The sequence below is a fragment of the Halomonas sp. MCCC 1A13316 genome (assembly GCF_014931605.1).
Lineage (GTDB): Bacteria > Pseudomonadota > Gammaproteobacteria > Pseudomonadales > Halomonadaceae > Halomonas.
Map to the genome: position 1 here is coordinate 4,273,484 of NZ_CP053382.1, position 11,682 is coordinate 4,285,165.

Below are 11,682 nucleotides of genomic sequence, written 5' to 3' on the forward strand. Positions count from 1 at the left end.
TGGAAGCCTTGTTCGAGTTCATGCCGCTGTTCCTGTTCTTCACCGTTTGCGCGGTGCTGATGTTGGGTTATCCGGTCGCCCTGTCGCTGGCCGGCACCGCGCTGATCTTCGCCGGCCTCGGCCACCTGCTCGTACAGATGGGCATGCCGGTGCCCTTCGAGACGAGCATGCTGGGCGCCATGCCCAATCGCCTCTATGGCATCATGACCAACCAGACGCTGCTGGCCGTGCCGCTGTTCGTGCTGATGGGCGTGCTGCTGGAGAAGTCGCGGGTTGCCGAAACGCTGCTCGATGCCATGGCGATGCTGTTCGGCTCGCTGCGTGGGGGGCTTGGCATCTCGGTGATTCTGGTCGGCATGCTGCTGGCCGCCTCTACCGGCATCGTCGGCGCCACGGTGGTCACCATGGGGCTGCTGTCGCTGCCGACGATGCTCAAACGTGGCTATTCGCCTGCGCTTGCCACCGGCACCATCTGCGCCACCGGCACGCTGGGCCAGATTATTCCGCCTTCCATCGCCCTGGTGCTGCTGGGCGACGTGCTGTCCAACGCCTACCAACGAGCCCAGCTTGCCATGGGCGTATGGAGCCCCAAGACGGTGTCGGTAGGCGACCTGTTCGTCGGTGCCCTGATACCGGGCTTGCTGCTAGTGGTGGCCTACGTCCTCTACCTGCTGGCCGTGGCCTGGTGGAAGCCGGAAAGCGCACCGCCCGCCGATCGCGAAGCGCTCAAGCAGGAGCTTGGCCATACCGGCTCTATCCTGCCGCTGCTGGTCAAGGGGCTGCTGCCCCCCGTGCTGCTGATCGTCGCCGTGCTGGGCTCGATCCTCGGCGGCTTCGCCACGCCTACCGAAGCCTCGGCGGTGGGAGCCATGGGGGCGTTGCTGCTGGCACTGGCCAACCGCCGGCTGAACCTGGCGATGCTGCGCGAGGTGGTCCATACCACGGCCAAGGTCACCAGCATGGTGTTCCTGATCCTGATCGGCGCCACGCTGTTCTCGCTGGTGTTTCGTGCCTACGGCGGCGAGGAGCTGGTCACTCATCTGTTCGAGTCGCTGCCGGGCGGCGTGGTGGGTGCCACCCTGGTGGTGATGCTGGTGATCTTCCTGCTCGGCTTCATTCTCGACTTCATCGAGATTACCTTCGTGGTGGTGCCGATCGTCGGGCCGGTACTGTTGATGATGGGCCTCGATCCGATCTGGCTGGGCATCATGATCGCGGTGAACCTGCAGACCTCGTTCCTGACGCCGCCGTTCGGCTTCGCGCTGTTCTACCTGCGAGGCGTGACCCCGGAGACGGTGCCGACCACGGCCATCTATCGCGGTGTGATACCGTTCATCGTGTTGCAGCTTTGTATGCTGGTGGCTCTCGCGCTGTTCCCGGGGCTGGCCACCTGGCTGCCCTCACTGCTGTAACGCCAGGGCGGCAGGTCAGCTGCAGCCCGTTCCGGTGCGCCTACTGACACAGGGGAGCCAGCCACGCCTGGGCCAGATACAGCACCAAGGCGTAGCGCGCTCCCTTGGCCAGGCCGATCAGCAGAACGGCCCGCCACCAGGGCAGGCGAAAGATGCCGGCGAGCACGGTGAGCGGGTCGCCGACCAGTGGTGCCCAGGACAGCAGCAGGCTCCACTCGCCGAAGCGAACGTACCAGCGCTCGGCACGGGCCAGGCCCTGGGGAGAGGCGGGGAACCAGCGCCGGTCCTCGAAGTGTCGTGCGTAGCGCCCCAGCCAGACATTGACCAGACTACCCAGGGTATTGCCCGCGGTGGCCACCAGCCACATTGCCAATAGCGGCTGGCCCAGGCACCACTGGCGCGCCAGCCAGACCTCAGAGCCGCCCGGCAGCAGCGTGGCGCTTAAGAAGGCCACCAGGAACAGACTCAGCATCAGGGCCTCCATACACTTTTTTGCCTGCAGGACGAGACGCCATGATGGATGACCGCCCTATCCCCAACGTTCTCACCATCGCCGGCTCCGACCCCAGCGGGGGTGCCGGCATCCAGGCCGACCTCAAGGCTTTCTCGGCGCTGGGCGCCTATGGTACCAGTGTCATCACCGCGCTGACCGCGCAGAACACCTGCGGCGTACGCGGCGTGCACCCGGTGCCGGTAGAATTCATCCGCCTGCAGCTCGACACCCTGCTCGACGACGTGATGATCGATGCGGTGAAGATCGGCATGGTGGCCAGCCGCGAAGTGGCCGAGACCATCCGCGATGCCCTGCAGTCGCGCCGCCCCCGCTGGATCGTGCTCGATCCGGTGATGGTGGCCAAAAGCGGCGACATCCTGGTCGACGATGCCGGCATTGCCGCGGTACGCGAAGTCCTGGTGCCGCTCGCCGACCTGATCACACCCAACCTGCCCGAGGCGGCGGTGCTGTTGGCGACCCCGACAGCCACCAGCCGAGACGAGATGCTGGCCATGGCGCCAGGGCTGGCGGGGCTGGGGGCCGAGTCCGTACTGCTCAAGGGCGGACACCTGGATGACGAGGACTGCCCCGACCTGCTGGTCGAGAGCGGCCGGGCGACATGGCTTGCAGGAACCCGCATCGCGACTTCGAATCTCCACGGTACCGGCTGCTCGCTCTCTTCGGCCATTGCCGCCCACCTGGCACAGGGCGATACCTTGCCGCAGGCGATCGCCGCGGCCAAGCAATGGCTCGAGGCGGCACTGATCGAGAGCCGGCGGCTCGATGTCGGCCAAGGCCACGGCCCGGTGCATCATTTCCACCGCTGGTGGTAGCAACCGGACCTTGCGCCTTTTCCGGGTGCCGCCCATGCTGAAGTCTGTCCTGCCGGCTCATCCGTGACGGAGAGACTTCGATGACACAGACCCTGCTGTTTGCCTGCGACCTCTCGGCCGAGAATCGCGCCGCCTTTGCTCGTGCCATACGCCTGGCCACTGAGAGCGGCGCACGCCTGGACGTCATTCACGTGCTCGACCCCTACCTGCCCCGACGGGCGCTCCGTGACTTGGAAGCGGCGGTGGTGGCCGACATGCAGGCCATCCTGACGGATGTGCGCGAGGACTACGCATTGCCGGAGCCGAGCGTGATGCTGCAGACGGTAGCCGGCGCCACCTATGCCGAGATCATCCGTGAAGCGCACGACCGCGAAGTGGACATGATCGTGTTGGGCTCCCACCGCAAGCGCGGCCAACCCGACCTGGTCGCCGGCACGACCCTGGCGCGCGTGCTGCGCAGCGCGCCCTGCCCGGTACTCTCGGTCTCTCAGCCGGCCAACCGCGACTGGCAGGAGATCCTGGTGCCGGTGGACTTCTCGCTGGCCAGCCGCAACACCCTGCGAGAGGCACTCAAACGCTTTCCCGAAGCCCGCCTGACTTTGCTTCACGCGTGGGACATTCCCGGCGAGCGAGAGCTGGGCTCCGATAGTGATTACGCCCGCTGGCGCGATCGCGAGGTCGAGCGTCTGCGCTGCCAGCTCGAGCGCGAGACCGACCAGTTGATGGGCGAGCTCGACAGTGTCCCGGAGGTCGAACTGGTCCTCGAGCAGGGCGAACCGCTCGAGGTGCTGCTGACCCAGCTGCGGCGCCAGACGCCCGACCTGCTGGCCCTGAGCAGCCGCGGCCAGTTGGGCCGCCAGAGCCATATCACCGAGGCGCTGCTCTCCGAACCGCACTGTGACATCATGTTGTGCCGCGCCTGGTAATTAGAGAGCGTCTACAAACTACTGCGCTAGGTTATGCGGCGTTGAAATCAGCCTCGTGCGCGAGTTCGATCAAAATGCTCATTTACAAACTCGTAAACTGCGCTTTTTGACTCGCGACATCCATGTCGCTCGCTCTTCGAGCAGCGGAGCTGCCCAAATCGGCTCTCCTGCCGATTTGTCGGCCGATTTCGCCTTGCTCGTCACGTTTGTAAACACACTCTTCGTACTATCTTGGCGCGATGTCACGACAGGAGGAGATTCGCCGTATGAAGGCCCTGATACAGCGCGTACGTCGCGCCAGCGTAACGGTGGATGAGCGAGTGGTGGGCACCATCGGTCACGGCCTGTTGGCGCTGGTGGGGGTGGAGAAGGGCGACGATGAGGCCGCCGCCCAGCGCCTACTGCGCAAGCTGCTGCACTATCGGGTCTTCGCCGACGAGGCCGGCAAGATGAACCTCGACCTGCAGCAGGTCGAGGGTGGCCTGTTGCTGGTGTCGCAGTTCACCCTGGCCGCCGATACCCGCAAGGGGCTGCGCCCGAGTTTCTCCAGCGCCGCGCCACCGGCCGAGGGCGAGCGGCTGTTCCATTATCTGCTCGAGCGCGCCCAGTCGGCTTGGCCAATGGTTGCCAGTGGTGAATTCGCCGCCAACATGCAGGTCGAACTGGTTAACGATGGCCCGGTGACGTTTCTGCTGGAGAGTTGAGTCATCCAGGTAGCATCCCGAGGCTGATCCGGTGGCAGGCCCCGGGGCGCCGGACCGTCGATGAGGGGCTGTGAATACTTCCCTGTACGCTACCGATTCCCTCCCTGGAACCGGACCTCCTCTTCGGCCTGTCCCCGGCGCCGCTCGCCTAGGCAGCCATCGGTACCCTAATGTCTTGCTCTGGGTATGTCAGGCCCCGCTTTCCAGCAGCTCCGTCTCCATCGTCTCGAGCGCCTCCTCGGCGGCGAGCCATTCGGCTTCCAGCGCCTCGAGCCGCGCCTTGAGCTCACCCTGGCGGGCCAGCTTCTCGGTGAGCTCGGCCTTGCGCGCCGGGTCGGTGTAGAGTTCGGCATCGCCCAGCGACTCTTCGACGACGGCGAGCTCGCCTTGCACCTTCTCCATGGCCTGCTCGGCACGGTCGCGCGCCTTCTTCAGCGGACGTAGCTTCTCGCGCAGCTCGGCAGCGGCGCGGCGACTGGCCTTGCGGTCTTCCTTGGGCGCAGCGCTCTCCGCCTGGCGCTCGGCCTTGTCGGCCCGCGCCTCGCGGCGCTCACCCTCCAGCCGCGCCTTGAGCCAGGCACGATAGTCCTCCAGGTCGCCGTCGAAGGGTTCGACGCGGTGGTCGGCCACCTTCCAGAACTCGTCCACCGTAGCGCGCAGCAGGTGGCGGTCGTGGGAGACCAGAATCACCGTGCCCTCGAAACTCGCCAGCGCCTCGGTGAGCGCCTCGCGCATCTCCAGGTCGAGGTGGTTGGTGGGCTCGTCGAGCAGCAACAGGTTGGGCTTGCGCCACGCCACCAGGGCCAGCGCCAGGCGCGCCTTCTCGCCACCGGAGAAGCGCCCCACCTCGCCGAAGGCGTCATCGCCCTGGAAGCCGAAACCGCCCAGGAAATTGCGGATCGCCTGGTCGCTGGCGGTGGGAGAAAGCCGCTGCACATGCATGAAAGGCGTGGCGGACAGGTCAAGCCCCTCAAGCTGATGCTGGGCGAAGTAGCCAACGGCGAGGTGCTCGCCCGGGATGCGTTTGCCTGCCAGTAGCCGCAGCTCGCCGGTCAGCGACTTGATCAGGGTCGACTTGCCGGCCCCGTTGGGTCCCAGCAGGCCGATCCGCTGGCCCGGAAGCAGGGTCAGCTTGACCTCGTCGAGCTGAACCTTCTCATTGCCCGCTGTATCGCGGTAGCCAAGCCGGGCCTGGTCGAGTACCAGCAGCGGGTGCGAGGTCTTGTCTGACGCGGGAATGGTGAAGTGAAACGGCGAGTCGGCATGCGCCACGGCGATGTCGCCCATGCGCTCGAGCATCTTGAGGCGGCTCTGGGCCTGACGCGCCTTGGTCGCCTTGGCGCGAAAGCGTGCTACGAACTGCTCGATCTCCTCGCGCCGGGCCTGCTGCTTGGCCGCCTCGGCCTGTTGCAGGGCCAGCTTTTCGGCGCGCGTGCGCTCGAAGGTCGTGTAGTTGCCGCGGTAGAGCACCAGCTGCCGACGATCGAAGTGAACGATGTGATCGCACACGGCATCGAGGAAGTCGCGGTCGTGGGAAATCAGCAGCAGGGTACCGGGGTAGCGTATCAGCCACTGCTCGAGCCACAGCAGGGCATCGAGGTCGAGGTGGTTGGTGGGCTCGTCCAGCAGCAGCAGGTCCGAGGGCATGAACAGCGTGCGGGCCAGGTTAACGCGCATGCGCCAGCCACCCGAAAAGGCCGACAGCGGCCGCTCCAGGTCGGCCTGGGCGAAGCCCAGCCCGATCAGCAGCTGGGCGGCACGGGCCGGGGCGCTGTAGCCGTCCAACGCCTCGATGACACCGTGCAACTCAGCCTCGCGATGGGCATCGTCACGCTCCCGAGCCGCGTCCAGCTCGGCCTGGGTCTGGCGCAGCTCGTGGTCGCCGTCGAGCACGTAGTCGACGATGGGGCGGTCTAGTGCATCGACCTCCTGGGCCATGTGAGCAATGCGCTGGCCGCCGCTCATCTCTATCTCGCCGCGGTCGGGAGCGAGGGTACCCAGCAGCAGGCCGAACAGGCTGGACTTGCCGGCCCCATTGGGTCCGACGATACCGGCCTTGTGACCGGCGTGCAGGGTCAGCTCGGCTTCTTCGAGCAGGGTCTGGGTGCCGCGTTGCAGGGCAACCTGGCGCAGTGCAATCATGCAGGCTCCAACTGACAAGACAGGGGGATGCCGCCGGGTGTTCACTATCGTGACGACCGCCGGCGACAGCCGAATCATGAGTGACGATTCTACCGCAACCACCGCTGCTCTGCGGGCCGGACTTGCCGCCGATCCGCTTTGGGACTTCGCCCTGTCCTTTTACGCCCGCCCCGGAGTGGAAACTGCATGCCTGCTACTGCAGGACGAGGCGAACGTCGATGTCTGCGAATTGCTGTGGCACTGCTGGCTGTTCCGCCACGGTCTCGTACCGGCCGAGGAGACGCCAGGCCTCGCCGATATTCGCCGCTGGCAAGGCGAAGTTACGCTGCCGCTGCGCGGCCTGCGCCGTCAGCTCAAGGCCGCGGCCGTCAGCGATGCCGGCACCGCCGAGGTCCGCCGTTATATCAAGCGGGCCGAACTGGCTGCCGAGCGCGAGACGCTAGAACGGCTACAGCGCCTGGCAGAGTATTCCATCGACCTGGCCGTTCTTCATCTTGATGCAACAAGCCTCGAAATTTGCCTGATAAGGCGCTGGAAATTACAGAAAAAAGCGCAAGTTTTGGCAGCTAAAACCCTCGAATGCCAGCTTGACCCTCTGTAGGGGGCACGCTAGCCTGAAAAAAGCTGTGCAGTCCAAGCGACTGCAGATGCCTGCTGATGCGTTTGTTCCACAGAACGAAGAAGTTCCAACGGAACGAAGAACCAAAGCTTTCACGGGCCCAACTTGCGAGGAGAACATAATAATGAAGGCAACCAAGCTGTTGACCACGGCCAGTATCGGTGCAGCACTGTTCGGCATGTCAGCCGCAGCGTACTCCGATAATTGGCGCTATGCGCACGAGGAATACGAAGGGGACGTCCAGGATGTCTTCGCCTACGCTTTCAAGGAGCACATCGAAGAGAACTCCGATCACTCCGTCCAGGTTTATCGCTTCGGCGAACTGGGTGAATCCGACGACATCATGGAGCAGACACAGAACGGCATCCTGCAATTCGTCAACCAATCTCCCGGCTTCACCGGCTCCCTGATCCCCGCCGCACAGATCTTCTTCATTCCCTACCTGCTGCCCACCGACGAAGAGACCGTGCTCGAGTTCTTCGAGGAGAGCAAGGCTATCAACGAGATGTTCCCCGAGCTCTACGCCGAGCATGGGCTGGAACTGCTCAAGATGTATCCCGAAGGGGAGATGGTGGTCACCGCTGACGCGCCGATCACCTCGCCGGAGGACTTCGACAACAAGAAGATCCGCACCATGACCAACCCGCTGTTGGCCGAAACCTACAGCGCCTTTGGTGCCACGCCGACGCCGCTTCCGTGGGGCGAGGTCTACGGCGGCCTGCAGACCGGCATCATCGATGGTCAGGAAAACCCGATCTTCTGGATCGAATCCGGCGGTCTTTATGAGGTTTCACCTCATCTCACCTTCACCGGGCACGGCTGGTTCACCACCGCCATGATGGCCAACCAGGATTTCTTCGAAGGACTCTCCGAGGAAGACCAGCAACTGGTGCGCGAAGCGTCAGAGGCGGCCTATGATCATACTATCAAGCACATCCAGGGGCTGGCCGAAGAGTCACTGGACAAGATCATGGAAGCCTGTGACGAGTGCAGCGTGACCCGTCTCGACGAGGAGCAGATCCAGACCTTCCGCGAGCGCGCCCCGCAGGTCGAGGAGGAGTTCCTCGAAATGACCGGTGAAACCGGGCGTGAGCTGCTCGAGCAGTTCAAGGCTGACCTGGAAGCGGTCACCGAAAACGGCAGTAACGGCTGAGGTCGAAAACCTCGCCACCGCACCCGGGGGCAGCTGACGCTGCCCCCGAGTCGTTTCAAGCAGTCTGAATAAAGATAGGCCAGTCGCCGAGCATCATGGCCCGGCTGGAGCGTCTGGAGGAGGGCCGGCAGTAACGTATACTGAGCGTTGAGGATCTACATGTCCCACCTCATGCCCCGCTGGCTACGCTGAAGCCTTGCCATTCTGAATTCGCTCGAGCGCCGAAAGGAAGAGCAGCCATGTCCGAAGAAGAGTCCGAAAAGAACTATCGCTCCGGTCTGCCGGGCATTCTTGGCACCATCGATACGCTAATCAGCAAGGTCGAGGCGGTCATTTTGGCATTGGGGGTACTACTCATGGCCCTTAATACCATTGCCAATGTGGTGGGTCGCTTCGTCTTCGGCAGCAGCATTTTCTTTTCCGGCGAAATCAATCGGATACTCATCATCATGATTACTTTTGCCGGTATCGGCTATGCGGCGCGCCATGGACGACACATCAGAATGTCGGCCGTCTACGATGCGCTGCCAGTCGGTGGACGCCGGGTACTCATGATCACCATCGCGCTGTTTACCTCGCTGGTCATGTTCTTTCTGCTCTATTACTCCATCGTCTATATCCTCGACCTCTACGACAAGGGACGCGTCCTGCCGGCACTCGGCATGCCGATCTGGATTATTTATGTCTGGGTACCCATGGGTTTCCTGATCACGGGCATTCAATATCTGCTCACGGCGATCAAGAACATGACGTCACGCGACGTCTACCTGTCGACGGGAGTACTCGATGGGTACAAGGACACGGAAACGGAAGTCTGACGCAGGTATGAGTGTTCGGGGGAACACAGCATGACGACAATAATGGTTACGACAATGATCGCCCTGCTGTTGCTGGGCTTTCCCATGATGATTCCATTGATCACGGCGGCGGTCATCGGCTTCTTCATGATGTTCGGCGGTCTGGATCAGATGGATACGTTGATCCAGCAGATGATGGCCGGCATTCGCCCCGCATCCCTGATAGCGGTACCCATGTTCATCCTCGCTGCTGATATCATGACTCGCGGGCAATCGGCAGAACGCCTCATCAGTATGGTGATGGCCTTTATCGGCCACATCAAAGGCGGGCTCGCCGTGAGTACCGCGGCCTCCTGCACGCTGTTCGGGGCCGTGTCGGGCTCGACTCAGGCCACGGTGGTGGCCATCGGCTCGCCCCTGCGGCCCAAGATGCTCAAAGCGGGATATTCCGATTCCTTCACGCTGGCCCTGATCATCAATGCCAGCGATATCGCCTTCCTGATACCGCCGAGCATCGGCATGATCATCTATGGCGTCATCTCGGGTACTTCGATCGGCGAACTGTTCATTGCCGGCATCGGCCCGGGCTTGTTGATCCTGGTGATGTTTGCCATCTATTGCGTGGCTTACGCTGTCATCAAGGACGTACCGACGGAGGCCAGGTCCAACTGGCGTGAGCGTGGCCGAGCGGTGCGCGACGCATTATGGCCACTGGGCTTCCCGGTAATTATCGTCGGCGGTATATATGGCGGGATTTTCAGCCCCACCGAGGCCGCCGCCGCCTGCGTACTCTACGCGATCATACTGGAGTTCGGGGTCTTCCGTTCCCTCAAGATGCCCCACATCTATGCCATCGCTAAGTCCACCGGACTGATCACCGCCGTGGTATTCATCCTGGTCGCCGTGGGTAACGGCTTCTCCTGGATCATTTCCTTCGCCCAGATACCGCAAACCATCCTCGAGGCGGTCGGCATCAACGAGGCAGGCCCCACCGGGGTGCTGATCGCCATCTGCGTGGCATTTTTCGTCGCCTGCATGTTCGTCGACCCGATCGTGGTGATCTTGGTATTGACGCCGATCTTTGCACCGGCCGTGGCAGCAACCGGGCTCGATCCCGTGCTGGTGGGGGTATTGATTACCTTGCAGGTGGCGATCGGGTCGGCCACGCCGCCATTCGGCTGTGACATCTTTACCGCTATCGCCATATTCAAGCGGCCTTACTGGGAGGTGATACGCGGCACACCGCCCTTCGTGCTGATGCTGATCCTGGCGGCGGCGCTGATCATCATATTCCCGCAGATCGCATTGTTCCTTCGCGATATCGCCTTCAGGTAGTGGCGGGGTCGACCGATACTTTAGGAGACGGCAATGTTCGATCGCATACTGGTTCCGGTGGACGGTTCGAAGGGGGCGCTCAAGGCCCTCCACAAGGCCGTGGCGCTGCACCTGCTGACCGGTGCCGAACTCTATATTCTGTGCGTGTTCAAGCACCACAGCCTGCTTGAGGCATCGCTCTCCATGGTGCGCCCATCCAGGCTCGACATTCCCGACGACGCCTTGAAGGAATACGCTACCGAAATCGCCGTACACGCCAAGAGCGAGGCCGTGGAGCTGGGTGCCGATTCGGCCAAGCTGCGCGCTTTCGTCAAGGGCGGACGCCCTTCGCGCACCATCGTGCGCTTCGCTCGCAAGCGGGAGTGCGACCTGATCGTGATCGGCGCCCAGGGCACCAATGGCGAGAAGAGCCTGCTGTTGGGCAGCGTGGCTCAGCGCGTGGCGGGCTCCGCCCACTGCCCCACCCTGGTGGTGTAAGCCCGCCGGAGCCGGTACCGTTCGGCAAGTGCGGAACCTGCCCCGCCCTGATAGAGTCCGAATACTGTTGCACGCCGCTCAACAACTAATCGATAGGACTCTGCATGAAGAAATTGCTGACTTCCGCCTCCATGGTTGCATTGGTGGCTGCGGCGCCGTTCGCTCTGGCGGCGCCGGAAACCGAGGATGAACGTCTCAGCTATAGCCTGGGTGTGGCTTACGGCCAGAGCATAGCCCAGGAATATCCCGAGCTCGACATAGAGGCCTTCACCGACGCCATTCGCGACCTCATCGAGGGTAACGACCTGGCCATGGAAGCGGATGAAATGGCCGAAACCCTGAGCCAGTTCCAGCAGGACGCACTGGCCGCGCGCCAGGCCGAGGCCGAAGAAATGGCCGAGCAGAACCTCGCCAAAGGGAAGGCATTCCTGGAGGAGAATGCCGAACGTGAAGAGGTCACCACCACCGATTCGGGCCTGCAGTACGAAGTACTGGAAAGCGGCGACGGCGAGAGCCCCGGGCCGAGTTCCAACGTGGAAGTGCACTACGAGGGCACCTTGGTCGACGGTACGGTGTTCGACAGCTCCTTTGAGCGCGGCCAGCCGCTGAGCTTCCGGGTGGACCAGGTGATCGAGGGCTGGCAGGAAGCGCTGCCGATGATGAGCGTGGGTGATACCTGGATGCTCTTCGTCCCCCCCGAGCTTGGCTACGGCGCCCAGGGCCAGGGCCCCATCGGTCCCAACGAGACGCTAATCTTCCGCGTCGAGCTGCTCGATGTCGTGGAGTGATGC

The 11,682-nt window shown here is 63.3% G+C and carries 12 protein-coding genes; 10 read left to right on the forward strand and 2 right to left on the reverse strand.

The features are described 5' to 3' along the window. Nucleotides 1–8 precede the first annotated feature (8 nt). Nucleotides 9–1,412 (forward strand): TRAP transporter large permease, encoded by a 1,404-nt coding sequence (locus HNO52_RS19900; protein WP_197569320.1) that lies wholly within the window; start codon nucleotides 9–11, stop codon nucleotides 1,410–1,412. A gap of 40 nt (nucleotides 1,413–1,452) precedes the next feature. Here HNO52_RS19900 and HNO52_RS19905 read toward each other — a convergent pair whose 3' ends face one another. Next, nucleotides 1,453–1,884, reverse strand: a complete 432-nt coding sequence (locus HNO52_RS19905) for a YqaA family protein (protein ID WP_197566887.1) — start codon at nucleotides 1,882–1,884, stop codon at nucleotides 1,453–1,455. A 41-nt stretch (nucleotides 1,885–1,925) separates the two neighbouring features. Here HNO52_RS19905 and thiD point away from each other — a divergent pair, with 41 nt between their 5' ends. The 3 genes from thiD (at nucleotide 1,926) to dtd (ending at nucleotide 4,368) form a co-directional block, all read left to right on the forward strand. Beyond that, nucleotides 1,926–2,738 (forward strand): bifunctional hydroxymethylpyrimidine kinase/phosphomethylpyrimidine kinase, encoded by an 813-nt coding sequence (gene thiD / locus HNO52_RS19910; protein ID WP_197566888.1) that lies wholly within the window; start codon nucleotides 1,926–1,928, stop codon nucleotides 2,736–2,738. Between the two features lie 80 nt (nucleotides 2,739–2,818). After that, nucleotides 2,819–3,664, forward strand: coding sequence for a universal stress protein (locus tag HNO52_RS19915; protein ID WP_197566889.1), 846 nt, complete (start codon nucleotides 2,819–2,821; stop codon nucleotides 3,662–3,664). Nucleotides 3,665–3,930: 266 nt separating this feature from the next. Beyond that, nucleotides 3,931–4,368 carry a D-aminoacyl-tRNA deacylase gene (dtd, locus tag HNO52_RS19920; RefSeq protein ID WP_197566890.1) on the forward strand — a complete coding sequence of 146 codons (438 nt, stop codon included), beginning with the start codon at nucleotides 3,931–3,933 and terminating at the stop codon, nucleotides 4,366–4,368. A gap of 189 nt (nucleotides 4,369–4,557) precedes the next feature. Here the strand turns inward: dtd and HNO52_RS19925 are convergent, their stop codons facing one another. Continuing rightward, nucleotides 4,558–6,510, reverse strand: coding sequence for an ATP-binding cassette domain-containing protein (locus tag HNO52_RS19925; protein ID WP_197566891.1), 1,953 nt, complete (start codon nucleotides 6,508–6,510; stop codon nucleotides 4,558–4,560). 37 nt (nucleotides 6,511–6,547) lie between these two features. On the opposite strand from HNO52_RS19925, the gene HNO52_RS19930 reads away from it, so the two are divergent. The 6 genes from HNO52_RS19930 (at nucleotide 6,548) to bamJ (ending at nucleotide 11,679) form a co-directional block, all read left to right on the forward strand. Continuing rightward, the gene (locus tag HNO52_RS19930; RefSeq protein ID WP_197566892.1) at nucleotides 6,548–7,111 is read left to right on the forward strand and encodes a TIGR02444 family protein; all 564 of its coding nucleotides are present in this window, start codon (nucleotides 6,548–6,550) and stop codon (nucleotides 7,109–7,111) included. Between the two features lie 142 nt (nucleotides 7,112–7,253). Next, nucleotides 7,254–8,282, forward strand: coding sequence for a TRAP transporter substrate-binding protein (locus HNO52_RS19935; protein ID WP_197566893.1), 1,029 nt, complete (start codon nucleotides 7,254–7,256; stop codon nucleotides 8,280–8,282). A gap of 239 nt (nucleotides 8,283–8,521) precedes the next feature. Continuing rightward, entirely contained in the window at nucleotides 8,522–9,100 is a 579-nt protein-coding gene (locus tag HNO52_RS19940) for a TRAP transporter small permease (RefSeq protein WP_197566894.1), read from the forward strand. 30 nt (nucleotides 9,101–9,130) lie between these two features. Then, the gene (locus HNO52_RS19945) at nucleotides 9,131–10,414 is read left to right on the forward strand and encodes a TRAP transporter large permease (RefSeq protein WP_197566895.1); all 1,284 of its coding nucleotides are present in this window, start codon (nucleotides 9,131–9,133) and stop codon (nucleotides 10,412–10,414) included. Nucleotides 10,415–10,447: 33 nt separating this feature from the next. Continuing rightward, nucleotides 10,448–10,891 (forward strand): universal stress protein, encoded by a 444-nt coding sequence (locus tag HNO52_RS19950; protein ID WP_197566896.1) that lies wholly within the window; start codon nucleotides 10,448–10,450, stop codon nucleotides 10,889–10,891. A 104-nt stretch (nucleotides 10,892–10,995) separates the two neighbouring features. Continuing rightward, complete coding sequence (bamJ, locus tag HNO52_RS19955) at nucleotides 10,996–11,679, forward strand: BamJ family beta-barrel-assembly machinery protein (protein WP_197566897.1); 684 nt, start codon at nucleotides 10,996–10,998, stop codon at nucleotides 11,677–11,679. Nucleotides 11,680–11,682 lie beyond the last annotated feature (3 nt).